Here is a 22,991-nt window from a genome sequence, read left to right on the forward strand (position 1 = left end):
ATTTTACCGTGCCTCGGCGGCGGCGACTGCGCGTCGCATGTGCGCCGCGAGCGGAGTCGCCCCCGCGCCGCCGAGCGCCCACGCCCGCAGCGCCGCGACGAGCGCCGCCCCGAAGGCTCCCCCGCGCACCTCGGCGGCGAGGGGATCGGCCCCGTCGCGCACGAGGGCGCGCGCCGTGAGGCGCGAGACGCGCAGCATCCGGAGCGCCGACTCCGCCTCGAGGTGCGCCTCGATCCGCATCGTCCCGGCGTTCGCGAAGGCGAGGGCCAGCGCGTCGGGCGCGAAGCCGTCGGCGATCGCGACGACCGCCTCCGACGCCGATGCCCCCACGTCGACGAGCTCCGCGGCGGCGCGGATCCGCTCGTCGAGGCCGCCCCAGAGCAGGTCGGCCTTGCCCGCGGCGTAGTTGAAGAAGCTCGACCGGCCGACGCCCGCGCGAGTCGCGATCTCGGTGATCGAGGTCTCGTCGTACCCGCGCTCGAGGAAGAGCTCTCCTGCCGCCTCGGCGAGCATCTCGCGCGAGATCGCCTTGGGCCGGCCCCTGCCGCGGTTCGTCGCCATGACTCGATCGTATGGCGGCCCGCGATGGGCGCGCCGGGGTCTATTCTTGGACACAGTCCAACAATGAAAGGGTGAGCATGCTCGAGATCCTCGACGCCGGCCTCGCACCGCACCTCGTCCCCTATCGCGACGGATGGGACCTGCAGCGCCGCATCCACGCCGAGGTCGCCGGGGGCGAGAGGGGCGACACCCTGATCCTGCTCGAGCACGAGGCCGTGTTCACGGCGGGGTCGCGCACGCTGCCCCACGAGCGCCCGACCTCCGGATCCGCGCCCGTCGTCGACGTCGACCGCGGGGGCAAGATCACCTGGCACGGTCCGGGACAGCTCGTCGGCTACCCGATCGTGCAGGTGGGCGAACGGGGCGGCCTCGACTTCGTCCGCCGCCTCGAGGGCGCCCTCATCTCGGTCGCGGCGGCGTTCGGCGTCGCGGGCCGCCGCGTCGAGGGGCGCAGCGGCGTGTGGACCGCCGACGGATCCGCGAAGATCGCGGCGATCGGGATGCGCGTCGCGCAGGGCGTCACGATGCACGGCTTCGCACTCAACTGCTCGTGCGCGACGGACCCGTTCGCCGAGATCATTGCCTGCGGCATCGCCGACGTGGGCACCACGACCCTGGCCCGGGAGTCCGGGCGCACCATCGCACCGAGCGACGCGCGCGACGCCGTCGCCGCGGCCCTCACCGAGATCGTCGAAGGAGTTCCCGCATGACCGCCGAGCCGAACGGACGCAGGCTGCTGCGCCTCGAGGTGCGCAACGCGCAGACCCCGATCGAGAAGAAGCCCGACTGGATCAAGGTCCAGGTGCGCCAGGGCCCCGATTACCGCGAGCTGCAGGATCTCGTGAAGACCGAGGACCTCCACACCGTGTGCCAGGAGGCGGGGTGCCCCAACATCTTCGAGTGCTGGGAGGACCGCGAGGCGACGTTCCTCATCGGCGGCTCGCAGTGCACGCGGCGCTGTGACTTCTGCCAGATCGACACGGGGAAGCCCGCGCAGTACGACACCGACGAGCCGCGCCGCGTCGCGGAGTCGGTGCGCCGCATGGGGCTGCGCTACGCGACCGTCACGAGCGTCGCGCGCGACGACCTCGAGGACACGGGCGCGTGGCTCAACGCCGAGACCGTGCGGCAGATCCACGCGATGAACCCCGCGACGGGCGTCGAGCTGCTCGCGAACGACCACAGCGGCGAACCCGACTTCCTCGGGCAGATCTTCGAGGCGCGGCCCGAGGTGTTCGCGCACAACGTCGAGACCGTGCCGCGGGTGTTCCGGCGGATCCGCCCGGCGTTCGCCTACGAGCGGTCGATCGCGGTGATCGCGCAGGGGCACCGGGCGGGCCTCATCACGAAGTCGAACCTCATCCTCGGCATGGGCGAGGAGCGCACCGAGATCCTCGACACCCTCCGCGACCTGCGGGAGGCCGGGTGCGACATCATCACGCTGACGCAGTATCTGCGGCCGTCGCCTCGGCACATGCCGGTGCAGCGCTGGGTGAAGCCCGAGGAGTTCGTCGAGCTGAAGCAGGCCGCCGAGGAGATCGGGTTCCTCGGCGTCCTCGCCGGCCCCCTCGTGCGCTCCTCGTACCGCGCCGGCCGCCTCTGGGCGACGTCGATGCGCGAGAAGGGCCGCGAGATCCCCGCGCACCTCGCCCACATCGCCGCGGACGTCGAGCCGGCGTTCGCACGGGCGGTCTGAGCGCGGAATACGAGCGCTCCCTGCCGGGTTAGCATGGACGTCGGCCCATTTTCTGGACCGCGTCCACCTGATCCCATCGAGGAACGCATGCGCCTTCTCCCCCGCGTCCTGTCCATCTCCGCCGCCGCGGCCGCCGCCCTCCTGATCGCGGGGTGCTCCGCGGGAGGCGGATCCGCGGCCACGGCCGAGCCCGAGGACGGCGGGACCCTCGTCTACGCGACGGGCGACGCCGAGCCCACCTGCCTCGACCCGCACGTCGGCGGGAACTGGCCGCAGGCGATCCTCTCGGCGCAGTACCTCGAGCCGCTCTTCGGGCGCGACGCCGACGGCGAGATCGTGCCGTGGCTCGCCGAGTCGGGCACGCCGTCGGACGACGGCCTCACGTGGTCGATCACGCTGAAGAGCGGGATCGAGTTCACCGACGGCACGCCGTTCGACGGCGACGCCGTGAAGGCCAACATCGAGCACCTGCAGGATCCCGACACGGCGTCGTCGACGGGATACCTCGCGGTCGAGCAGATCTCCGACGTCGAGGTCGTCGACGCGACGCACGTCGACCTGCACCTCTCGACGCCGAAGTCGGCGCTCCTCGAGGTGCTCAGCCAGCCGTGGAACGCCATGGAGTCGCCCGCCGGCATCGCGCGCGGGCAGGAGGAGAACTGCCAGGCGCCGATCGGGACGGGCCCCTTCGTCGTCGAGGACTGGGTTCCCCAGCAGCAGGTCGACCTCGTCCGCAACGACGACTACGCGGGCTCGGCGCCCTTCGCCGACCGCGACGGCGCGGCGCACCTCGACGGCATCACGTGGCGCTTCATCCCCGACGCCGCGACGCGGCAGGCGGCGCTCGCGTCCGGCGAGGTCGACGTCATCGACAACCCCCTGCCGAGCGACATCGTCCAGGCCTCGGCGCAGGGCCTCGAGCACATCGACGCCCCGCGCCAGGCTGCGTCGAACCGCCTCGAGCTCAACACGGCGCAGGCCCCGTTCGACGACGCGGGCGTGCGCGAGGCGTTCATTCGCGCCGCCGACCCGGACCCCGGGATCGAGGCGCTCTTCCAGGGCACGGCGGAGCGCTCGTACTCGGTCCTCTCGAGCCTCGAGCCGTTCGCGGTCTCGGAGCCCGACCTGTTCGCGACCGACGTCGATGAGGCGAACCGTCTGCTCGACGAGGCCGGATGGACCGACCGCGACGACGACGGCACCCGCATGAAGGACGGCGAGCGGCTCACGGTCCGCTTCCCCGTGTCGACGAGCCAGTCGACCGCCGCCGAGCAGTCGCTCTTCGAGCAGATCCAGGCGAACGAGGCGGGCGTCGGCTTCGACGTCGAGATCTCGCCTGTCGACCTCTCGTCCTGGTACGGCGCGCTCGCGGCCCACGAGTACGAGGTCGTCTCGGCCCCGTACACGATGGTCGGCCCCGACGTGCTGCGCATCGTCTACAGCAGCGAGAGCATCGAGCCCGCCCCGAGCGGCTACTTCGCGAACAACGCGCAGATCTCGATCCCCGAGCTCGACGACGTCCTCGATCAGGCCCTCGCGACGACCGACTTCGACGCGCGCCGCGACCTCTACGCCCAGGCGCAGGAGATCATCCTCGGCACATACGCCGTGCTCCCGCTGTACGACCAGCAGAACCACTTCCTCGTGGGCGGCGTCACGGGGATCGAGACCCTCGACACCGTGTCGGTCCCGTCGTTCCTGAACGCCCAGCTCACCGAATGACGGCGGTCCGGTGGATCGCGGCGCGCGTCGGCTCCGCGATCCTCGTCGTGTGGATCGTCGCGACGGTCGTCTTCTTCGCCCTCCGGGCGACGGGCGACCCGCTCGAGGCGATCCTCGGCGGGCCGGGCTCGAACGCGAGCCCCGAGGCGATCGCGGCGGCGACGTCGCGCTACGGCCTCGACCGCCCCGTCGTCGTCCAGTACCTCCTCCAGCTGCGCGACATCGCGACCCTGAGCCTCGGCGACTCGTACGCGCGCCGCACCCCGGTATCGACGCTGATCGCGGAGCAGCTGCCGAACACGCTGGTCCTCGCGGTCCTCGCGCTCGCGCTCGCCTGGGTGCTCGCCGTCGCGGGCGCGCTCATCCAGCAGACGGCGCGGGGGCCCGTAGGCCGCGCCGCGGGGGCCGTGCTGCGCTTCTGCGAGATCGTCGCGAGCGTCATGCCCGGGTTCTGGCTCGGCGCGGTCCTCATCGTCGTGTTCTCGACCTCGCTCGGCTGGCTGCCCGCGACGAGCGCCGCGAACGATCCGGCCTCCCTCGTGCTCCCCGTCGTCACCCTCGCGGTCCCGATCGCCGGCTTCCTGTCGCAGGTGTCGCGCGAGGCGCTCGTCGAGGCCGACGGCGCGCCCTTCGCCACGACGTCCCGCGCGCGCGGCGCCGGCGAGGCCCGCGTCCTGCTCCGCCACACGCTGCGCCACGCGGCACTCCCCGCGCTCTCGCTGTCGGGCTGGTCGCTCGGCAACCTGCTCTCGGGCGCGGTCGTCGTCGAGGTGCTCTTCGCGCGGCCGGGGCTCGGCCGGCTCCTCCAGGACGCCGCGCTCCAACGCGACGTCCCCGTGGCGATCGGCGCCGTCGCGGTCGTGGCGGTCATCTACGTCGTCGTCGTAACCGCGACGGACGCGCTCGAGCTCGTCGTCGACCCGCGTCTGCGCGGCGCGCGCACCCCGGCCCGGACGGCGCCCGACCAGGCGGTGGGATCGTGACGGCGGTCCGCAGGCTCGGCGCCCCGGGCCTCGTCGCGGCGGCGGTCGTCGTGCTCCTCGCGATCGCGGTCGCGGCCCCGTCGCTCCTCGCCCCCGCGGATCCGCTCGCCGTCGCTCCCGCCGACGGGTTCCAGCCGCCCTCGGGCGCGCACCTCTTCGGGACCGACGAGTCGGGGCGCGACCTCCTCTCGCGCGTGGTCCACGGCGCGGCGGCCTCGGCCGGCATCGGGCTCGCGGCGACGGCCCTCGGCGTCGGGATCGGGATCGTCCTCGGCTTCGCCTCGGGCCTCGGCCCGCGCCTCCTCGACGCGGCGCTCGCCCGGATCATCGAGGTCCTCTACGCGCTCCCGACGCTCGTCATGGCGCTGCTGTTCGTCGCCGTCATGGGCCCGGGCACGACGTCCTCGGTCCTCGCGATCGGGCTCGCGACGGCGCCCGGATACGCCCGCATCGTCCGCGCCCGCGTCCGCTCGGTGGCTCTCGGCGACTACGTCGCCTACGCGCGGCACGAGGGCGCGGGGCCCGTCACGGTCTTCCGCCGGCACGTGCTGCCGAACACCCTCTGGCCACTCGCCGCCATGATCACGCTGGGGATCGGGCAGGCGATCGTGTGGGTGTCGGCGCTCAGCTTCCTGGGCCTCGGCACCCCGCCTCCCTCGCCCGAGTGGGGCTCGCTCCTCAACGCCGGGCGCGTGTACATCCAGACCGCGTGGTGGATCACGGTCTTTCCGGGCCTCGCGATCGTCGCGACGGCGACGGCCCTCACGGTCCTCGGACGGAGGCTCTCTCGATGACCCTGCTCGACGTCTCGGACCTGCGCGTCGATCTCCCCGGGACGGGACCCGTCCTGCGCGGCACGACCCTCTCCGTCGCCGCCGGCGAGGCGCTCGGCGTCGTCGGCGAGTCGGGCGCGGGGAAGTCGGTGCTCGCGCGCACGCTCCTCGGGCTGACGCAGGCCGACCGCGCCGCGCGCGTGTCGGGATCCCTCGCCTTCGACGGGCGCGACCTCTCGCGCGCGTCGCAGCGCGAGTGGCGGCAGCTCCGCGGCTCGCGCATGGGGCTCGTCCTGCAGGACGCGCTGCAGTCGCTCGACCCCCTGCGCACCGTGGAGGCCGAGGTCGCCGAGACGCTCGCGCTGCGGCGCGTGCCGCGCGCGGAGCGGCGCGAGCGCGCCGTCTCCGCCCTCGAGCGCGCGGGTCTTCCGGGCGCACGCGAGCTCCTCGGGCGCCGCCCCGGCGAGCTCTCCGGCGGCATGCGCCAGCGCGCTCTCATCGCGTCGGCGATCGTCGGCGGGGCGGACCTCGTCGTCGCCGACGAGCCGACGACGGCGCTCGATGCGACGACGGCCGCTCGCGTTCTCGACCTGCTCGCGCGGCTCCGGGACGAGGGCGCGGCGCTCGTCCTCATCAGCCACGACCTGCACGCCGTGCGGCGCGTCGCCGACCGGGTGGCCGTCCTCGACCGCGGCGAGATCGTCGAACAGGGGCCGACGGCCGCGGTCCTCGCGGCGCCGGCGCACCCCCGGACGCGCGCGCTCCTGGCCGCCGTCCCGTCGGGCCCCAAACCGGATCCGGCGCCGCCCGCCGCGGCCGCGCTCGTCACGGCCTCCGGCGTCACGAAGAGCTACGGCAGGACCACCGCGGTCGACGACGTGTCGCTGACGCTCGGCCCCGGCGAGACCCTCGGCGTCGTGGGCGAGTCCGGGTCGGGCAAGTCCACGCTCGCGCGCCTGGTCATCGGGCAGGAACGGCCCGACCGGGGCGGGGTCGCGCTCGCGGGCGCCCCGCGGATCCGCCTCATCCCACAGGATCCGCTCGGCAGCTTCGACCCGCGCTTCGCCGTCGAGCGGATCCTGCGCCTCGCGGGCGGATCCGGCGGCGAGGCCCCCGAGGCGCTCCTCGCGAGCGTCGGCCTGCCGCGGGAGGTCCTCGCGCGCCGCCCGCGCGCGCTGTCGGGCGGCCAGCGCCAGCGCGTCGCGATCGCACGCGCCCTCGCCGCCTCCCCCGACGTGCTCGTCTGCGACGAGCCCGTATCGGCCCTCGACGTGACGACGCAGGCGGGCATCCTCGACCTGCTCGCGGGGCTGCAGCGCGAGCGCGGCCTCGCGATGCTCTTCATCTCGCACGACCTCGCGGTCGTGCGGAGGATCAGCGATCGCGTGATGGTGATGCGGCGCGGCCGCGTGGTCGAGGAGGGGCCGACCGAGAGCGTCTACGCGAACCCGCGCACGGCCTTCGCGCGCGAGCTCATCGCGGCGAGCCGCTGACCCTCAGTAGAGCTTCCGGCCGTAGGAGTCGCCGTAGTACGCGTCGAGCTCCTCGAGCGACGCGTCGCGGCGGTCGAGCCGCGACGCGAGGACGGCGCGGCGCGGGACCGTGCGCTCGGGGTCCCAGGTCTCGGGCTTCCACAGCTGAGACCGGAGGAACGCCTTCGAGCAGTGGTGGAACACCTCGTCGATGTCAACCACAAGAGCGAGGATCGGGCGGCGGCCCGTCACCGCGAGGTCGTCGAAGAACGGCGCGTCGGAGACGAGCGTCGCGCGGCCGTTGATGCGGAGCGTGTCGCCGCGGCCGGGGATGACGCAGTCGAGCCCGACGTGCGGGTTCTGCAGGATGTTGCGGTATCCGTCGACGCGGCGGTTGCCCGGCCGCTCGGCGATCGCGACGGTGCGCGCGTCGATCACGTGCACGAGCGAGCCGGCGGGATCGCCCTTGGGCGACACATCGCAGTTGCCCGCGGCGTCGCTCGTCGCGACGAAGCAGAACGGCGTCGCGGCGAGCCACGCGACGTCGTCGTCAGCCAGCTCGGCGCGCACCTTGTCTCGGGTCGACGGGAGCGGGACCCCGACGACGGCCTCCAGCGCCGCGACGTCGTCGACCACGCGCCACCCGTCGCGCATCAGTCGGCGCTCGTGACCGACTGGACCGTTCCGTCGCTCGCGACGTTGACGAGGAGCACCTCGTCGGCGTCGTCCGAGTCGAACGCGTACTCGAGGACGGCGAAGGGATCTTCGCTGCCGTGCTCGTCGGCGAGGATCGTCATGCTCACAAGCGTCAGCGAGCGGATGACGTCGACGGGTGCGTCGCCCGAGAAGTCGATGAGGTGATCTTCGAGGTCGTCGCCGAATCGGTCGGAGATCGTGATGACGAACTCCGTGACGTCGCTCGCCCTGTTGTCGGTCTCGGACAGCATCGCCTCGCGCGAGCGGCTGTCGATCTCCTCGAGCGCCTGGATGATCGCGGCCGCGGCGTCGAGGCCCTCGGGGGTCACATCGAGCTGGTCGGGCGCCGTGAGGTCGACCGTCACGCGCATGTCGCCGAGGTCGACGTTCTCCGACCAGAAGATCGCGCCGTCGGGGCCCGACTCGAGGAGCCCGAAGAAGTCGTGTTCGATCGCCATGCCCTCAGCCAATCACGAGATCCCGCGGCGGGCCACGGTTTCAGTCGACGAGTTGCGCCGCGAACGCCGCTGGCGTGAAGCCGGTGAGGTCTCCGATGTCCTCGCCCTGGCCGAGGAGCTTGACGGGGATGCCCGTGCGCTCCTGCACCGAGAGGACGAAGCCGCCCTTCGCGGATCCATCGAGCTTCGTGATCACGAGGCCCGTGACGCCCGCGTGCTCGAGGAAGGCCTCGGCCTGCATGACTCCGTTCTGACCCGTCGTCGCGTCGAGCACGAGCAGCACCTCGCTGATGGGGGCCTGCTTCTCGATGACGCGGCGCACCTTCGTGAGCTCGTCCATGAGGCCGGCCTTGGTGTGCAGGCGGCCCGCGGTGTCGACGATCACGATCTCGGTGCCCGTCTCCTTCGCGTACGTGATCGTCTGGAAGGCGACCGACGCGGGATCCTGTCCTTCGCGCTCGGGGCGCACGATCGCCGCTCCCCCGCGCTCGGCCCAGGTCGCGAGCTGCTCGACCGCCGCCGCGCGGAACGTGTCGGCCGCGCCGACGACGATCGAGCGGCCGTAGCGGCCGAGGAAGGCCGCGAACTTGCCGATCGTCGTGGTCTTCCCGACGCCGTTGACCCCGACGACGAGCACCACGGCCGGTCGCTCGGTGAGCTTCAGCGTCGTGTCGAACTTCGCGAAGCGCTCCTCGAGGCTCTCCACGAGCATGCGCTTGAGGTCCTTGGGGTCGGTCGTCCGGAAGCGGTCGACCTTCTCGCGCAGGTCGTCGACGATCGCCTCGGTGATGTCGGGGCCGAAATCGGCCGTGATGAGCGCCGTCTCGAGGTCGTCCCACGTGTTCTCGTCGATGGTTTCCTTGACGAACATTCCGCGCAGCGCGCGGCCGAGAGACCACTTGGGAGCCATGCGCCCAGTCTACGGGGCGGGGCTCAGCGCCTCGTCGACGCCGTGACCGTGAAGGTGCGGTCGCGATCGACCTGCCGCGTCTCGCCCACGAGGCGCTCGAGCGCCGGGCGGTAGCGGAGGTGGCTGTTCCACACGGTCCAGAGCTCGCCGCCGGGGCGCAGCACGCGGGCGGCGTCTGCGAACAGGCGCGGCGCGATGCCCTCCGTGACGGCGTTCCCCGAGTGGAACGGCGGGTTGAGGAGAACGAGGTCCGCCGATGCGTCGGCGCGCGACGCGAGACCGTCGTCGCGGGCGACCTTGACGTGGTCGGCGACGCCGTTGAGCCGCATCGTCTCGCGCGCCGAGTCCGCGGCCGCCGCGGAGCGGTCGGTTGCGGTGACGCGCGATCCCGGCCGCGCGAGCGCGTACGCCGCCGCGATCGCGCCCGTGCCGCATCCCAGGTCGATCACGTATTCCGCATGCGGCATATCCGGCAGATGCGCAAGCAGGAATCGCGTGCCGATGTCGAGATCGGTCCCGGCGAAGGCCGCGCCGTGCGCCGCGAGCGTCACGCCGATGTCTTCGTGCCGGCGCGAACGCGGCCACGTCGACGGGCGCGCGATCGGCGCCGACGCGTGCAGGGCGCGCGACTTGCCGACCCCGCGCGAGGCGCGCACCTCGCCGAAGTGCACCGCGAGAGTCTCGTTCATCGACGGCGTCATGTGCTTGACGCGCCCGCCCGCGAGGAGGCGGACCGCGGGATCGGCCGCCCCCGCCACGACGCCCGCGATCTCGTCGAGCGCGTCGAGGCCGCGCGGGAGCTGCGCGATCACGACCCGCGCACCCTCGGCGAGGCCCGCGTCGAGCCCGTGCCACGAGACGCGCTCGAGCGAGACGCCCGCCTCCTCCGCGTTGCGCGCGAGCGCGAGCTCGCTCGTGATCGGGTCCTGATGCAGCCGCACGCGGATGCCCGGGTCGGCGAGGAGGATCGGCAGCGTCAGGGCACCGTATCTGTCGCCGATCACGACGACCTCGTCGGCGCCGCCCAGGAGGGGCTCGACCTCAGCGAGGATCAGTCGGTCGCTGCGATCGGCCGCGACGAGGTCGTGCGCTTCGACGTCGGGCGCACGACCGAGCAGCGGGGCGAGCCCGTCGAACGCGGCGAGCAGCGCGCTCACGCCGTCGCCCTCTCGCTGATCCGCTGCCCCACGACCGCCGAGACGCCGTCCTGGCGCATCGAGACGCCGTAGAGCGCGTCGGCGATCTCCATGGTGCGCTTCTGGTGCGTGATGACGAGGAGCTGGCTGCTCTCGCGCAGCTTCTCGAACACCCCGAGCAGGCGCCCGAGGTTGGCGTCGTCGAGCGCCGCCTCGACCTCGTCGAGGATGTAGAAGGGGCTCGGCCGCGCCATGAAGATCGCGGTCAGCAGCGCGACCGCCGCAAGCGATCGCTCGCCGCCCGACAGCAGCGAGAGCCGCTCGATCTTCTTGCCGACGGGCCGGACCGCGACCTCGATCCCCGTCGTCAGAAGGTCGTCGGGCTTCGTGAGCGAGACCGATCCCGTGCCGCCCGGGAACAGGATCGGGAAGACCTGCTCGAAGGCCGCCTGCGTGTCGGCGAAGGCTTCGGCGAAGATCTGCTGCATGCGCTCGTCGAGGTCGGCGATGATCTTCGTGAGGTCGGCGCGCGTGCGCGTGAGGTCGTCGAGCTGCTCGACGAGGAAGCCGTGCCGCTGCTCGAGTGCCGCGAACTCCTCGAGCGCGAGCGGGTTGACGCGGCCGAGCTGTGCGAGGCGCTTCTCGGCGTCGCGCAGCCGGCGTTGCTGCGCCTGCCGGTCGTACGCCTCGGGCTCCCCGCCCTCGTCCTCGGGCGGGACCCCCTGATCGGGCCCGTACTCGGCCACGAGGATCTCCTCGCTCAGGCCCAGCTCGGAGTGCACGCGTTCGAGGACGCTCGTGAGCTGCAGCTTCTTCTCGTGGATCTGCAGCTCGAGCCCGTGGACGCTCTCGGTGAGCCCCGCGAGACGCTCGCGCATGCGCGACTCGCGCTCGCGGAGGTCGCGCAGCTCTCCGCCGACCTGGCTGCGCACCTTCTCTGCCTCGCCGAGGGCGACGCGCGCGTCGGCGACCGAGCGGTCGGCCGACGCGAGCGCCGCGGGGAGCCGGTCGGCGACCTGCTGCGCGACGTCGCGCTGTCGGCGCCGGACGACGGCGCGGCGCGCGGCCTGCTCGGCCGCCTGCTGCTCGCGCTCCCGCTGCGCCTCGAGGCCCGCGGCGTGGGCCTCGGCGGCGCGGACCCGCTCGCGCGTCGTCTCGACCTCGAGTCGCGCCGCGACCTCCCGCTCGCGGGCCGCCTCGACCTCGGCGAGGAGCGGATCGCGCTGCGACGCGTCGAGGAGCGGTCGCGGCTGCTGTTCGGCGGTCTCGAGGGCGGATCGGGCGCGCGCCGCGCGCTGCTCGGAGTCGGCGACGGCCCCCTCGGCGCGTTCGAGATCGGCGGAGAGCCGGTCGCACTCGGCGATCGCCGTCTCGCGGCGCACCGTGACCCTGTTGACGTGCTCGGCCTGCCGCGCGAGCTCGGCGTCGTGCGCGCGGAGAGCCGCGAGCGCGTCCTTCTGCGCCACCCGCGCTCCCTGGACCCGCTCCTGCAGCACCCGCCGCTCGGATGCGAGCCGTTCGACGTCCGAGCGCACGACGTCGAGCCGCTGCGCCGCCTCGTCGCGCTCGGCCTGGAGCGCCAGACGGGAGCTCCCGCCGCCCGACCCCGCCCGCACGGTGCGGAGCGTCGTAATCTCGCCGCCGCGCGTCACGACGACCGCGCGATCGGCCCACGCACCGGGCAGCGCCTCGAGCGCCTCGGCCGCCCGGCCGAGGTCGTCGGCGATGAGCACGGGCGCGAGGACGCCCAGCACGCCGCCAGGCGCGGTCACGACGTCGACGGCCGGCACCGCGCCGGCCGCGGCGGGGACGGCCTCCCCGCAGGGCGCGTCGGCGATCGCGATGTCGACGGATCCCGCGTCGCCCGTCGATCCCGCGATCCGCAGCGCCGCCGCGCGATCGGACACGAGCACGCCCGCCGCCAGCGGCCCGAGGACGGCCTCGACGGCCTGCTCGTATCCCGCCGTGACCTGAACCGACTCGCTCACGAGACCCGTGACGCCCGCGTCACCGCGCGCGACGATCGCGCCCGCGGCGTTCTTCACGTCGAGGGCCGACCCGAGGGCCGCCGTCTTGGCTTGCAGCGCGTCGGACTCGCGCTCGGCGGCGCGGTGCCGCTCGCGCAGCTCGTCGAGCGCCTTCTCGGCCGCCGCCGTCTCGGCCTGGGCGCGCTCGTAGGCCTCCTGGTGACGCGCCGCGACCTCCTCCGACGCCTCGGCGGCCTCGAGCTCGTCGAAGGCCGCCTGCGCCGCGGCCCTGCGCTCGATCGCGCTGTCGAGCGCCTGCTGCTGGCGCACGACGCCCTGCCGGACCGCTTCGAGCGTCTGCCGCGCCGCGTCGGCCGCCCCCCGGAGCGTCGTGAGCCGCATGTCGTGCTCCGAGATGAGCGCCGTCTGGGCGGCGATCTCGATGTCGAGGGCGTCGAGGTCTGCACGCGCCCGCGCGAGGACGCGCGACGCCTGCTGCACCTGGTCCTGGGCATCGCCGATCCCGTCTCGCAGGCGCGTGACCTCCTCGCGCGCCGCGTCGATCGCGCCCTGCGACACCGTCACGTGCGCCGACGGATCGTCGTCGTCCGCCGAGAGCAGCGACAGGCGCTGGTTCGCGAGGGCGAAGAGCGCGCGCAGCCGCTCCTGCACCTGCTCGAGCCCGAAGAGCACGCGCCGCGCCTCGTCGACGGCCCGCGCAGTCTGCTCGCGTTCGAGCTGCGAGATCCGCAGGCGCACTCCGGCGGCCTCCTCCTCGAGGGCGACGCGCTCGGTGTGCCGCTCCTGCTCGCTGTGTGCGTGGGCCGCGAGGGCCTGCCGCAGCTCGACCACCTCGTCGGCGTGGAGCCGCGACTTCGCGTCGCGCACGACCGCCGCGATCGTCTGCGCCTGGCGCGCGATCTCGGCCTGGCGCCCGAGCGGCTTCAGCTGGCGGCGCACCTCGCCCGCGAGGTCGCTGAGCCGGGCGAGGTTCTGCTCCATCGCCTCGAGCTTGCGGAGCGTCTTCTCCTTGCGCCGCCGGTGCTTGAGGATCCCCGCCGCCTCCTCGATGAAGCCGCGGCGCTCCTCGGGCGTCGCGCGCAGGACCGTGTCGAGGCGGCCCTGGCCGACGATGACGTGCATCTCGCGGCCGAGCCCCGAGTCGCTCAGGAGCTCCTGCACGTCGAGCAGGCGGCAGGTCTCTCCGTTGATCGCGTACTCGCTCTGGCCGTTGCGGAACAGCGTGCGGCGGATCGAGACCTCGCTGTACTCGATCGGGAGCGCACCGTCGGCGTTGTCGATCGTGAGCTGCACCTCGGCGCGACCGAGCGGGCCGCGCGTCGCGGTGCCGGCGAAGATGACGTCCTCCATCTTCCCGCCGCGGAGCGTCTTCGCGCCCTGCTCGCCCATGACCCAGGCGAGGGCGTCCACGACGTTGGACTTGCCGGATCCGTTGGGGCCGACGATCGCCGTCACGCCCGGCTCGAGCGCGAACGTCGTGGGGCTCGCGAAGGACTTGAACCCCTTGAGGGTGAGGCTCTTGAGATGCACGCGCTCCCCCTTCCGTCGTGGCCCGCGACACGCTCCGTCAACCCTAGGCTTTCGCCCGCGGCGGGCCCGGAAACACGCGGGACACGCCGACACGCTGGGAGTTCCCTTGACGCGGCGGCGGCTCGGCGCCTATCGTTCGAAGGCACTGTTCACCCGGGTCGATCGCCCGCAGAGGTCCGAGAGGAGGAAGACCATGAATCCGATCACGCACCACGATCTTCGTGACCTTCCGTTCCCCGCTCTGCGTCGTTGCTCCGTCCGTCTCGGATAGCAGCCGCTCCGTGCCGCGTCCGCGGCCGATGAACGCTCCCGCGCCCCACGTGGGCGACGCCTGAGGCCATGTCCTCGGCGCGCCCCGCGCGCGCTCCCCCGTCGCCGGCAGGCGGCGCCCGATCCGGGCTCTGCCGCGCCGCGGCTCCGCGGCGTACTCACGCCCCCTCATCACGACTCCCACGAAAGAGCTCTCGCTCCCATGAACAAGACACTCCATCCGCCCTGTCCCCAGCGGTCTGCCGTGGCAGCGGCGACCGCAGCCGCACTGGTCGTCGAGAGGCGCTCCCCGCGGGTGCCCCTCGTCGACCGGTTCGCGATGCGCGTCGGCCTCGCGCTGCTCGTCTGGGGCAGCCGCCCCGCACGTCAGGCCGCTGTGCCCGAGCGGGCCGAACCCCGCGAGGCCTACGCCGCGCACGCGGTCGACTCCTCGCTCGCCCGCGGTGCCCTGCTGCACCACGACGTCTACCGCACCTTCGGACTGTGACCAGGAGGACCACATGACGACAGCCGCCCTCACCATCGAACCCCTGCGCATCCCCGAGTCCGTCGACGCGCCGGACGCGCGCGACTGGAACCGGTACGTCGAGATCGCGAACGCCGTGCAGGCCGACGACGCCCGGACCGATCTCCTCCGCGGCGACCCCGCGGTCTGGCTCGCGAAGGCCCGCGACCAGCGCTACGACGCGATCCACCTGTGGGTCGCGCGCGGCGGCGACGGCGAGATCCTCGGCGTCGCGAACCTCCAGTACGACCGCTCGACCGACCGCGAGGCCCTGCTGCTCGTGGCGGTGGATCCCGCGCGCCGCGACCTCGCGGTCGAGCGCCGCCTGCTCGACTTCCTCGAGGAGGAGGCGCGGGCGCTCGGGCGCACGCTCGTGACGACCTGGACGACGACCGCCGTCGACCTGCGGGCGGAGCCGGAGGACCGCGTGCTCCGCCCCGCGACGGGCGCGGGGGCGATCGACCCGCGGGATCCCCGCGTCCAGGCGATGATCGACGCCGGGTACCGGCTGTCGCAGGTCGAGCGCGCGAGCGTGTTCGACCTCGACGGCCCGACGGAGCCGCTCCGCGAGGTGCTCGCCGCGGCGCTCGCCGAGGCCGGCCCCGAGTACGAGACCGCCTGGTGGCCGCTTCCGACGCCCGAGCACCTCCGCGCGGGCTACGCCGCCGCCATCGCCCGCATGTCGACCGACGTCCCGGCCGGAGAGCTCGAGATCGAGCAGGCCGTCTGGGACGCCGACCGCGTGCGCGAACGCGACCTCCGCGAGATCGCGACGGGGCGCACCTGGGGGATCACCGCCGTGATCCACCGCCCGACGGGCGAGGTCGCGGCGTTCAACGAGATCGTCGCCGACCCCGACAGGTCGGCGACGGCGCACAACTACGGGACCCTCGTCATGCCGGAGCACCGCGGGCACCGGCTCGGCACCGTGGTCAAGTGCCTCGGCCTGCTGCGGTGGAAGGAGGAGGTGCCGGAGTCTCCGTGCGTCGTCACCTTCAACGCCGAGGAGAACCGGTTCATGCTCGACGTCAACGAGCGGGTCGGCTTCCGCCCGCTGTTCTGGGAGGCCGACTGGCAGAAGACGCTGGCCTGAGCCGGGTCAGACGAGCTCGCGCGCGAGAGCGAGCGCGTCGGCCGCGAGCCGCGCCGAGGTGTCGGGGTCGCGCATCCAGAGCGGAACGGCTCTGGTCGCGATCCCGGCCGCCTCGAGCGGGGCCGCGGCAGGCGCGTCGGTCTCGTCGACGAGCCAGCCGTCGATCACGCCGCCGCGGGAGCGGGCGCCGTAGTGCTCGGCGACCGCTCGGGCGCTCGTCTCGACGCCCACGGCGGCGAGGCACGCATCGGCCATGCCGCGGACGACGGCCCCGTCGATGATCCCGGAGACGCCGACAACGGGCGCCGCCGCCTCCCGGACGAGGTCCCGCATGCCGGGGACGGCGAGGACCGGCCCGATCGAGACGATGGGGTTCGAGGGGGCGAGGAGGATCACGTCGGCGCCCTCGAGCGCGGCCCGGGCGCCGGGCGACGGCTCGGCCGAGGAGACGTCGCGCTGCGCGAAGCCCCGCGCGGGGATCTGAGACCTGTGCCGCACCCACCACTCCTGGAAGTGGATCTCTCCGCCGTCGGTCTGCACGTGCGTGTCGATCTCCTGGTCGGTCGCGGGCACGAGCGTCGCGCCGAGATCCCACCGCGCGCCGAGGCGCCGGAAGACCTCGCTGACCGTCGCGCCGCCGCGCAGCCACGCCGTGCGCGCGATGTGCGTTCCGAGGTCGAGGTCGCCGAGCGTGAACCAGTCGGGCGCCGTGCCCCAGGCGGCGAGCTCGGCCGAGACGCGCTCGCTCTCCCCCGCGCGCCCCCACCCGCGCTCGGTGTCGTTCACGCCCGCGAGCGCGTAGAGGAGGCTGTCGTGGTCGGGTGCGATCCGGAGTCCCGAGACCCACCAGTCGTCGGCGGTGTTGACCACGACGCTGATCTCGTCGCCCGAGCCCGAACGGCGGACGTGCTCGCGGAGCCCCAGGACGAAGCGGGCGCACCCGACGCCGCCCCCGATCACGGTGATGCGCATCGCCCCAGGCTAGTGCTCACATGATGCACCCATTGATGCATGCATTAAGATCGACGCATGTCGTTCTTGCTGCCATGGGATCTCACGACCGACAGGTCGCCCGTCGCCGAGCGCGTCGCGGGTGACCTCGCGCGACGGATCGCGACGGGCGAGATCCCCCCGGGCGCCCTGCTGACCGAGGTCGAGACGGCCGCCGCCTACGGCGCGAGCCGCACCCCCATGCGCGAGGCGATGCTGCGTCTCGAGCGCTGGGGCCTCGTGCGGCTCGTCCCGAAGAAGGGCTCGGTCGTGACGTCCCCGCTCGCGCGCGAACGCCACGAGCTCCTCGGCGTCCGCGCGATGTTCGAGCGCGACGCGCTGGCGGCCATCGCCCCGTCCGAGAGCCTCCGCGCGGCCGCGGCCGCCGACATGCGCGACGCGCTCGCGGGTCAGGAGGCGGCCCTCGGCGACGCGACGGCGTTCGCGGCCTCCGACTACGCGGGGCACATGAGCCTCATCCGGGCCGCGGGCAACGGCGTCGTCGAGGAGATCCTCACGACCCTCGCGCCGCGCCTGTACCGCCTGACGCACCTCGCGGTCACGACCTCGCCGACGGGGACGGACGGCCTGCTCGACGGCCACCGCGCCCTCGCCGACGCCGTCGCGGCAGGCGACGAGGCGGCGTTCGGCGCGGCCCTCGACGCGCACCTCTCGGCGGGGCACCCGGGGTACCTCGCATGAGGCGCCCCTGGGCCGCCGCCGCGCCCGCCGTCTTCATGCTCGCGTGGGGCGGCAACCACTTCACGCCGCTGCTGCACCTCTACGAGACGCTCGGCGGCTACGCCGCGTGGCAGGCGAACCTCCTCCTCGGGATGTACGTCTTCGGCCTCGTCCCCGGTCTCCTCATCGCGTCGGCGCTCTCGGATCACTTCGGTCGGCGCCCCGTCCTCGTGGCGGGCCTCGCCGCGTCGCTCGCCGCGAGCGCGATCCTCGCCGCGGGTCTCGCGTCGTACCCCCTGCTCTGCGCTGGCCGCGTGTTCGCCGGGATCGCGGTCGGCATCGCGATGTCGGTCGGGTCGTCGTGGATCAAGGAGCTCTCGGCGGATCCCTGGGAACCCGGCGCCGAGGCGACGCTCGGCGCGCGGCGGTCGTCCCTCATCCTCACCCTCGGCTTCGCGATCGGCGCGGGCGTCTCGGGCGTCATCGCGCAGTGGGCGCCCCTTCCCTCCGTCCTGCCCTACGTCGTGCACATCGTGCTGACGATCCTCGCCGCGCTCGCTCTCCTGAGGGTCCCCGAGACGCTGCCGCGCGGCGCTCGAGCGACGGGCGCCTGGTGGCGCGATCTCGCGATCCCGTCGGCGGGACAACGCGCGTTCTGGCGGATCGTCGTCCCTGCCGCGCCGTGGGTGTTCGGGGCGGCGGGCATCGCCTACGCCGTCCTGCCGTCGATCCTCGAGCACCGCCTCGGCGATCACGCCACGATCTACGCGACCCTCCTCACGGTCGTGGGGCTCGGCGTCGGCGCCCTCGCGCAGTCGGCGGTCCCCTGGGTCAACCGGATCACGCGCGGACGCGCCCTCATCGTCGGGCTCAGCGGCGTGATCCTCGGCCTCGTGGGCGCCTCGGCCGGCGCCGTGCTCGACAGCCCCGCCTACGCGGTCGCGGTCGCGGCGGTCCTCGGCGGGAGCTACGGGATCAGCGTGGTCTCGGGCCTCGTGATCGCGCAGTCGCTCGCGACGCCGCGCGACCTCGCCGGGATCACGGGCCTCTTCTACTCGCTCACGTACGTGGGGTTCCTGCTGCCGACCGTCCTCGCGGCGATCGCCCCCGAGATCCCCTACGCGTGGGGCCTCGCGGGGCTCGCCGTCATCTGCGCGGGCTGCCTCGCGACGGTCGCGACGGGGTTCTCGCGTCGCACCTCGAGCTGAGGGCTCAGGCGCGCAGGATCTTCTCGAGCGGCCGGCCCCTCGCGAGCTCGTCGACGAGCTTGTCGAGGTAGCGCGCCTTCTGGTCGACGGGGTCCTCGATCTCCTCGACCCGGATCCCGCAGATCGTGCCCGTGATGAGGTGGGCGTTCGGGTTGAGCGTCGCGTCGTCGAAGAACTCGACGAAGGTGTGCTCGTCCTCGATCTCGCGGCGCACCGCCGGCTCGTCGAGGCCCGTGAGCCACTCGATCACGGTGTGCAGCTCGTCGACCGTGCGGCCCTTGCGCTCGACCTTCGCGACGTAGTGCGGGTAGACCGCGGCGAAGGTCAGCTGGTGGATCCGGCTCATGTCCCGATCGTAGGTGCTCAGGCCGCGTCGGTGACGCGGATCGTGGTGCCCGCGACGTAGGACGCCTCGGGCGAGAGGGCGAAGGCGATGACCGATGCGACCTCCTCGGGCCGCGCAATCCGCCCCAGGGGGTGCTTCGCCGCGACCCGCACGGGGCGCCCCGGATCCCCCGCCGCGCTCTACGAGACCTACCTCCTGAAGGACGACGACGGCACGGGCCAGCTCGCGGTCGTCGCGGCGGCATACTTGGACGGGCCCCCTGGCCGACGAGGACCTCCCCGGCGACCGTGACCTCGTCGAGCATCAGCGGGAGCTCGTTCGACCCGAGCGGCGACGGCGATTCCATCACGTGGAAGTGCAGGTGAGGCATGTCGGTGTTGCCCGAGTTGCCGAGCTGCCCCAGCGCGTCGACCCGCGACATCTCCTGCCCGATGGCGAGGTCCTCGGCGTTGCCGCCCTGCAGGTGCGCGTAGCACGCGTACGCCCCGCCCGCCGTTCTCCCCATGACGTGGTTCCCGCCGTACTCCTCGAGCTCGAAGCCGTCGGGGTTGATCGCGCTCCGATGCCGACGCTCCGCGGCACCCGTTCCCGACGGGCCTGCCGTCGCCTTCCGGCGGGGTCCGATGACGATCGGTGCGGGAGCCATGGTGTCGACGGGCGCGATCGTCTGCGCCGTCACCAGGGGCGGCATCGCGGCATCGGGCGAGAGCCCGACGACTCGCGTCAGCGGGGACCGGATCTCCGAGCCCGCGGAGACCGTCACGTCGAGGATCACGGTGTCGCTCAGTCCGGCAGCCGGCGCACGGTCCGGATCGGGCGATCTCCTGAAGCGGATCCGCGCCAGGACATCGTCGCCCGAGAGACGGAGCATCTCCGGCCCGTCACCCAGGAGCGTGAGGGCGTCGATCGTGACGGTCTGCCCGATCCGTGCAGGACGCGAGAGTGCGTACGCGAGGATCCGAGCGCGTGGACGTGCACGTGAAATGGTTCGCTGCGCTCCCTGGGTCAGCGATCACGCGGAGGGCTTCCCACTGACCTGCCGAGACACTTCATCGGCCCTCGGGCGCGCACACCGCCTTCCGGTCCCGCGCTCAGCGCCTCCGCTGGCACCTCGGGCAGAAGTGCGAACCGCGGTTCATGAAGCTCTCGCGCACGATGGCGGTGCCGCAGCGGGCGCACGGCTCGCCGTGGCGCCCGTAGGCGTTCAGCGAGTGCGCGAAGTACCCCGCCTGCCCGTTGACGTTGACGTACTGCGCGTCGAAGCTCGTCCCGCCCTCGGCGAGGGCCTTCTCGAGGATCAGGCGCACCTCGGCGAGAAGCCGGTTCGCCGCCCGCGTCGACAGGTCGGATGCGAGGGTCTCGGGATGGATCCGCGCGGCCCACAGCGCCTCGTCCGCGTAGATGTTGCCGATGCCGCTCGCGAGGCCCTGGTCGAGGAGCACGCGCTTGATCGCCGAACGCCGGCGTGCGAGCGCGGCCCGGAAGGCGCGCTCGTCGAACGCGGGATCGAGCGGATCGCGCCCGATGTGCGCCGCCTGGGCGGCGACCGACGCGAGCTCTGATCCGAACCCGCCGGCGGCGCCGTCCGGCGTCGCGACGAGCGCGTCGAGGGCGAGGGATCCGAAGGTCCTCTGGTCGGCGAAGGCGATCGCCAACTCCCCGTGCTCGGGGTGCTCGATCGCGAGGCGGATGCGCTCGTGCCGCTCGCGCGGGGCCCCGGGCTCACGCAGCAGCATCTGGCCGCTCATCCCGAGGTGCGCGACGACGCACTCGTCGGCCCCGTCGAGCGGCAGCCAGAGGAACTTGCCCCTGCGCGCCGCCGCGAGGAACCTGCGGCCGACGAGCCGCCGCTCGAAGTCGGCCCCGTCGCCCAGGTGACGCGTCAGCGCGCGCTCGTCGAGAACCTCGACGCCCGCGACGCGCGCGCCCGTGACCGCGGGCGCGAGGCCGTGACGGACGACCTCGACCTCGGGGAGCTCAGGCACCCGCGGGGTTCGCGGCGTGGAAGTCGCGCCACAGCTCGCGGGCGGCCGCCATCTCGGCGTGCTTCTTGCTCGTGCCCTCGCCCGCGGCGCTGTGCTCGCCGACGGTGACGACGGCCCGGAAGCGGCGGTCGTGGTCGGGGCCCGTGCTTGTGACCTCGTACGCCGGCGGGGCGACCCCCAGCCGGGAGGCGAGCTCCTGCATGCTCGTCTTGGGGTCGGCCGACGCCCCGTAGCGGGCCGGATCCTCGATGAGCGGCGAGATGAGGCGCAAGACGAGCGCGTCGGCGGCCGCGCGCCCCGCCGACAGGAAGGTCGCCCCGAAGAGCGCCTCCGTCGCGTCGGCGAGGATCGAGTCCTTGTCGCGCCCGCCCGTCTGCTCCTCGCCGCGGCCGAGCTTGATGTGCTCGCCGAGGCCGATGCCGCGCGCGACGTCGGCGAGGGCGAGGGTCGACACCACGGCGGCACGTCGCTTCGCGAGCTCGCCCTCGGGCTTGTCGGGGAAGCGCTCGTAGAGCCGGGCCGTCACCGCGAGGCCGAGAACCGAGTCGCCGAGGAACTCGAGGCGCTCGTTGTGCGGGATCCCGCCGTTCTCGTACGCGTAGGACCGGTGCGTCATCGCCAACGAGAGAAGCTCGGCGTCGATCTCGACGCCGAGCTTCTCGGTGAGCGATGACGGCACGCGTGAAGTGGTGCCTGTCATTGCGGGTGCGGGTGCTTACGCGTTCGCGACCTTGCGGCCCTTGTACTCGAGGAACAGCTCGGTGCCCTGCGAGTCGGTGACGACCTTCGCCTGGTGGGGACGGCTGTACACGACCTTGCCGTTCTCAACCGTCTTGACGAGGGCGGGAGCCTGAGCCTTCCACTGCGAACGACGCGAGCGCGTGTTCGAACGGGAGACGCGGCGCTTCGGAGGGTTACCTGCCATGACTACTTCTCTTCTCTGGTCTGCGCGGCGCTGGGCGCCGGCGGGGTTTCGGTGAAGTTCTGGAGCGCGGCCCAACGGGAGTCGATGGGCTCGGCGTTCACACCGGATTCTTCGGTCAGCAGCTCGCCCGTGACGGGATCAAGGCCCGGGCAATCGGGCCGACAGACCGGCTGAAACGGAAGCGACAGAACGATCGCATCCCTGACCAGAGTTTCAAGATCCACGTGGTCGTCTTGAAGCTCGAAGTCAGCGGTTTCTCCTCCAGGATACTCGAAGAGCTCCTGAAACTCGACTTCGACGGGCTGGGAGATGGCTCGCAGGCAGCGGCTGCACTCACCGTCGAACACCGAGTCGACGGTGCCGGACACGAGGATCCCCTCGTGGACCGACTCAAGGCGCACCTCGAGCTCGATGTCGCGACCCTTCTCGATCGCGACGATCCCCTCGCCCCACCTGTCGGGCGCCGGGACCGTGAGCGCGTGCTCGCGCATCTCGCCCGGGTGGCGCACGATGTCGTGTGCCGAGAGGACGAATGGTCCGTCAGTGCGGTTCTTCACTCATCCAGGGTACGTTCCGCCGACCCCAGGTAGGCCGAGACGGGGCCGGGCACATACGGAGAGACGTCTCCGCCGAGGGCCGCGACCTGCCGGACGAGCGAGCTCGACACGACGGAGTTCGCCGGATCGGCGAGGAGGAACACGGTCTCGACGCCCGTCAGGTGGTTGTTGACGACGGCCATGGGCGTCTCGTACGACACGTCCTGGGGCGAGCGGATCCCCTTGACGAGCACGCCGGCACCGACGTCGCGCGCGTAGTCGACGAGCAGCCCCGAGCTCCACGATCCGACGACGACGCGGCCGGGAAGGCGCTCCTCGGCGATCGACTCCTCGAGCAGCCGCAGCCGCACCTCGATCGGCAGCATGCCGTGCTTGTCGGGGTTGTGCACGACGAGGACGTGGAGCTCGTCATAGAGGCCGCCCGCGCGGCGGATGACGTCGAGGTGTCCGCGCGTCGGCGGATCGAACGAGCCGGGCACGACGGCGACGCGGTTGCTGCTCATGGC

The 22,991-nt window shown here is 73.0% G+C and carries 24 protein-coding genes and 1 pseudogene; 10 read left to right on the forward strand and 15 right to left on the reverse strand.

The window, feature by feature from the left end:
- Positions 1-3 precede the first annotated feature (3 nt).
- On the reverse strand, positions 4-561 hold the full coding sequence (locus tag H576_RS0104915; RefSeq protein WP_029150022.1) for a TetR/AcrR family transcriptional regulator: 558 nt from the start codon (positions 559-561) through the stop codon (positions 4-6).
- Positions 562-572: 11 nt separating this feature from the next.
- Between H576_RS0104915 and lipB the strand changes: the two genes are divergently transcribed.
- The 6 genes from lipB (at position 573) to H576_RS17265 (ending at position 7,228) form a co-directional block, all read left to right on the forward strand.
- Complete coding sequence (gene lipB / locus H576_RS0104920) at positions 573-1,271, forward strand: lipoyl(octanoyl) transferase LipB (RefSeq protein ID WP_084502441.1); 699 nt, start codon at positions 573-575, stop codon at positions 1,269-1,271.
- Positions 1,268-2,257, forward strand: coding sequence for a lipoyl synthase (gene lipA / locus H576_RS0104925; RefSeq protein ID WP_029150024.1), 990 nt, complete (start codon positions 1,268-1,270; stop codon positions 2,255-2,257). Before lipB ends, lipA begins: the two co-directional genes overlap by 4 nt.
- Before the next feature lie 87 nt (positions 2,258-2,344).
- Positions 2,345-3,979 (forward strand): ABC transporter substrate-binding protein, encoded by a 1,635-nt coding sequence (locus H576_RS0104930; protein WP_029150025.1) that lies wholly within the window; start codon positions 2,345-2,347, stop codon positions 3,977-3,979.
- Positions 3,976-4,962 carry an ABC transporter permease gene (locus H576_RS14335; RefSeq protein ID WP_036319193.1) on the forward strand — a complete coding sequence of 329 codons (987 nt, stop codon included), beginning with the start codon at positions 3,976-3,978 and terminating at the stop codon, positions 4,960-4,962. The genes H576_RS0104930 and H576_RS14335 overlap by 4 nt, the downstream gene beginning before the upstream one ends.
- Positions 4,959-5,756, forward strand: a complete 798-nt coding sequence (locus H576_RS0104940; protein ID WP_029150026.1) for an ABC transporter permease — start codon at positions 4,959-4,961, stop codon at positions 5,754-5,756. Before H576_RS14335 ends, H576_RS0104940 begins: the two co-directional genes overlap by 4 nt.
- Positions 5,753-7,228: an ATP-binding cassette domain-containing protein gene (locus H576_RS17265; protein ID WP_036319196.1), complete on the forward strand. Its 1,476-nt coding sequence runs from the start codon at positions 5,753-5,755 to the stop codon at positions 7,226-7,228. The genes H576_RS0104940 and H576_RS17265 overlap by 4 nt, the downstream gene beginning before the upstream one ends.
- Positions 7,229-7,231: 3 nt before the next feature.
- Here H576_RS17265 and H576_RS0104950 read toward each other — a convergent pair whose 3' ends face one another.
- Genes H576_RS0104950 through smc form a run of 5 tightly spaced genes read right to left on the reverse strand, consistent with a single transcriptional unit; the run spans position 7,232 to position 13,925 of the window.
- The gene (locus tag H576_RS0104950; RefSeq protein WP_051172168.1) at positions 7,232-7,861 is read right to left on the reverse strand and encodes an MSMEG_1061 family FMN-dependent PPOX-type flavoprotein; all 630 of its coding nucleotides are present in this window, start codon (positions 7,859-7,861) and stop codon (positions 7,232-7,234) included.
- Positions 7,861-8,361, reverse strand: coding sequence for a DUF2004 domain-containing protein (locus tag H576_RS0104955; protein ID WP_029150028.1), 501 nt, complete (start codon positions 8,359-8,361; stop codon positions 7,861-7,863). Before H576_RS0104955 ends, H576_RS0104950 begins: the two co-directional genes overlap by 1 nt.
- 40 nt (positions 8,362-8,401) lie before the next feature.
- Complete coding sequence (gene ftsY / locus H576_RS0104960; RefSeq protein ID WP_029150029.1) at positions 8,402-9,271, reverse strand: signal recognition particle-docking protein FtsY; 870 nt, start codon at positions 9,269-9,271, stop codon at positions 8,402-8,404.
- A 23-nt stretch (positions 9,272-9,294) separates the two neighbouring features.
- A complete protein-coding gene (locus tag H576_RS0104965) occupies positions 9,295-10,428 on the reverse strand; it encodes a class I SAM-dependent methyltransferase (RefSeq protein WP_084502443.1) in 1,134 nt (377 codons plus the stop codon).
- Positions 10,425-13,925, reverse strand: a complete 3,501-nt coding sequence (gene smc, locus H576_RS0104970) for a chromosome segregation protein SMC (protein WP_029150031.1) — start codon at positions 13,923-13,925, stop codon at positions 10,425-10,427. Before smc ends, H576_RS0104965 begins: the two co-directional genes overlap by 4 nt.
- Before the next feature lie 514 nt (positions 13,926-14,439).
- On the opposite strand from smc, the gene H576_RS16575 reads away from it, so the two are divergent.
- Positions 14,440-14,682 (forward strand): hypothetical protein, encoded by a 243-nt coding sequence (locus tag H576_RS16575; protein WP_156888120.1) that lies wholly within the window; start codon positions 14,440-14,442, stop codon positions 14,680-14,682.
- A gap of 13 nt (positions 14,683-14,695) precedes the next feature.
- On the forward strand, positions 14,696-15,793 hold the full coding sequence (locus tag H576_RS0104980) for a GNAT family N-acetyltransferase (RefSeq protein WP_029150033.1): 1,098 nt from the start codon (positions 14,696-14,698) through the stop codon (positions 15,791-15,793).
- A gap of 6 nt (positions 15,794-15,799) precedes the next feature.
- Here the strand turns inward: H576_RS0104980 and cofD are convergent, their stop codons facing one another.
- On the reverse strand, positions 15,800-16,765 hold the full coding sequence (gene cofD / locus H576_RS0104985; protein ID WP_029150034.1) for a 2-phospho-L-lactate transferase: 966 nt from the start codon (positions 16,763-16,765) through the stop codon (positions 15,800-15,802).
- Between the two features lie 57 nt (positions 16,766-16,822).
- Here cofD and H576_RS0104990 point away from each other — a divergent pair, with 57 nt between their 5' ends.
- Both H576_RS0104990 and H576_RS14345 read left to right on the forward strand, forming a co-directional pair.
- Positions 16,823-17,485: a GntR family transcriptional regulator gene (locus tag H576_RS0104990; protein WP_051172170.1), complete on the forward strand. Its 663-nt coding sequence runs from the start codon at positions 16,823-16,825 to the stop codon at positions 17,483-17,485.
- Complete coding sequence (locus tag H576_RS14345; RefSeq protein ID WP_036319200.1) at positions 17,482-18,672, forward strand: MFS transporter; 1,191 nt, start codon at positions 17,482-17,484, stop codon at positions 18,670-18,672. The genes H576_RS0104990 and H576_RS14345 overlap by 4 nt, the downstream gene beginning before the upstream one ends.
- Positions 18,673-18,676: 4 nt before the next feature.
- Here the strand turns inward: H576_RS14345 and H576_RS0105000 are convergent, their stop codons facing one another.
- The 8 genes and pseudogenes from H576_RS0105000 to coaD form a co-directional block, all read right to left on the reverse strand.
- On the reverse strand, positions 18,677-19,018 hold the full coding sequence (locus H576_RS0105000) for a DUF2200 domain-containing protein (protein ID WP_029150036.1): 342 nt from the start codon (positions 19,016-19,018) through the stop codon (positions 18,677-18,679).
- A gap of 17 nt (positions 19,019-19,035) precedes the next feature.
- A complete protein-coding gene (locus H576_RS16280; RefSeq protein ID WP_084502446.1) occupies positions 19,036-19,170 on the reverse strand; it encodes an SDR family oxidoreductase in 135 nt (44 codons plus the stop codon).
- Between the two features lie 197 nt (positions 19,171-19,367).
- Positions 19,368-19,889, reverse strand: a pseudogene (locus H576_RS17360) (peptidoglycan DD-metalloendopeptidase family protein); the annotation flags it as partial.
- A gap of 220 nt (positions 19,890-20,109) precedes the next feature.
- Complete coding sequence (mutM, locus tag H576_RS0105010) at positions 20,110-21,003, reverse strand: bifunctional DNA-formamidopyrimidine glycosylase/DNA-(apurinic or apyrimidinic site) lyase (protein WP_029150037.1); 894 nt, start codon at positions 21,001-21,003, stop codon at positions 20,110-20,112.
- Positions 20,996-21,703, reverse strand: coding sequence for a ribonuclease III (gene rnc, locus H576_RS0105015; RefSeq protein ID WP_029150038.1), 708 nt, complete (start codon positions 21,701-21,703; stop codon positions 20,996-20,998). Before rnc ends, mutM begins: the two co-directional genes overlap by 8 nt.
- Positions 21,704-21,718: 15 nt before the next feature.
- Positions 21,719-21,928: a 50S ribosomal protein L32 gene (rpmF, locus tag H576_RS0105020; RefSeq protein ID WP_029150039.1), complete on the reverse strand. Its 210-nt coding sequence runs from the start codon at positions 21,926-21,928 to the stop codon at positions 21,719-21,721.
- 2 nt (positions 21,929-21,930) lie between these two features.
- Positions 21,931-22,419 carry a YceD family protein gene (locus H576_RS0105025; RefSeq protein ID WP_051172200.1) on the reverse strand — a complete coding sequence of 163 codons (489 nt, stop codon included), beginning with the start codon at positions 22,417-22,419 and terminating at the stop codon, positions 21,931-21,933.
- Between the two features lie 62 nt (positions 22,420-22,481).
- Positions 22,482-22,988: a pantetheine-phosphate adenylyltransferase gene (gene coaD, locus H576_RS0105030; RefSeq protein ID WP_036319204.1), complete on the reverse strand. Its 507-nt coding sequence runs from the start codon at positions 22,986-22,988 to the stop codon at positions 22,482-22,484.
- Positions 22,989-22,991 lie beyond the last annotated feature (3 nt).

Origin of the sequence: Microbacterium indicum DSM 19969, assembly GCF_000422385.1 — a bacterium.
GTDB classification, from domain to species: domain Bacteria; phylum Actinomycetota; class Actinomycetes; order Actinomycetales; family Microbacteriaceae; genus Microbacterium; species Microbacterium indicum.

Excerpts from the sequence above, each read along its gene's own strand:
- H576_RS0104915 (WP_029150022.1), bottom strand. The coding sequence starts at position 561 with ATGGCGACGAACCGCGGCAGGGGCCGGCCCAAGGCGATCTCGCGCGAG.
- lipB (WP_084502441.1), top strand. The coding sequence starts at position 573 with ATGGCGGCCCGCGATGGGCGCGCCGGGGTCTATTCTTGGACACAGTCC.
- lipA (WP_029150024.1), top strand. The coding sequence starts at position 1,268 with ATGACCGCCGAGCCGAACGGACGCAGGCTGCTGCGCCTCGAGGTGCGC.
- H576_RS0104930 (WP_029150025.1), top strand. The coding sequence starts at position 2,345 with ATGCGCCTTCTCCCCCGCGTCCTGTCCATCTCCGCCGCCGCGGCCGCC.
- H576_RS14335 (WP_036319193.1), top strand. The coding sequence starts at position 3,976 with ATGACGGCGGTCCGGTGGATCGCGGCGCGCGTCGGCTCCGCGATCCTC.
- H576_RS17265 (WP_036319196.1), top strand. The coding sequence starts at position 5,753 with ATGACCCTGCTCGACGTCTCGGACCTGCGCGTCGATCTCCCCGGGACG.
- H576_RS0104950 (WP_051172168.1), bottom strand. The coding sequence starts at position 7,861 with ATGCGCGACGGGTGGCGCGTGGTCGACGACGTCGCGGCGCTGGAGGCC.
- H576_RS0104955 (WP_029150028.1), bottom strand. The coding sequence starts at position 8,361 with ATGGCGATCGAACACGACTTCTTCGGGCTCCTCGAGTCGGGCCCCGAC.
- ftsY (WP_029150029.1), bottom strand. The coding sequence starts at position 9,271 with ATGGCTCCCAAGTGGTCTCTCGGCCGCGCGCTGCGCGGAATGTTCGTC.
- H576_RS0104980 (WP_029150033.1), top strand. The coding sequence starts at position 14,696 with ATGACGACAGCCGCCCTCACCATCGAACCCCTGCGCATCCCCGAGTCC.
- cofD (WP_029150034.1), bottom strand. The coding sequence starts at position 16,765 with ATGCGCATCACCGTGATCGGGGGCGGCGTCGGGTGCGCCCGCTTCGTC.
- H576_RS0104990 (WP_051172170.1), top strand. The coding sequence starts at position 16,823 with ATGTCGTTCTTGCTGCCATGGGATCTCACGACCGACAGGTCGCCCGTC.
- H576_RS14345 (WP_036319200.1), top strand. The coding sequence starts at position 17,482 with ATGAGGCGCCCCTGGGCCGCCGCCGCGCCCGCCGTCTTCATGCTCGCG.
- H576_RS0105000 (WP_029150036.1), bottom strand. The coding sequence starts at position 19,018 with ATGAGCCGGATCCACCAGCTGACCTTCGCCGCGGTCTACCCGCACTAC.
- rnc (WP_029150038.1), bottom strand. The coding sequence starts at position 21,703 with ATGACAGGCACCACTTCACGCGTGCCGTCATCGCTCACCGAGAAGCTC.
- rpmF (WP_029150039.1), bottom strand. The coding sequence starts at position 21,928 with ATGGCAGGTAACCCTCCGAAGCGCCGCGTCTCCCGTTCGAACACGCGC.
- H576_RS0105025 (WP_051172200.1), bottom strand. The coding sequence starts at position 22,419 with ATGCGCGAGCACGCGCTCACGGTCCCGGCGCCCGACAGGTGGGGCGAG.
- coaD (WP_036319204.1), bottom strand. The coding sequence starts at position 22,988 with ATGAGCAGCAACCGCGTCGCCGTCGTGCCCGGCTCGTTCGATCCGCCG.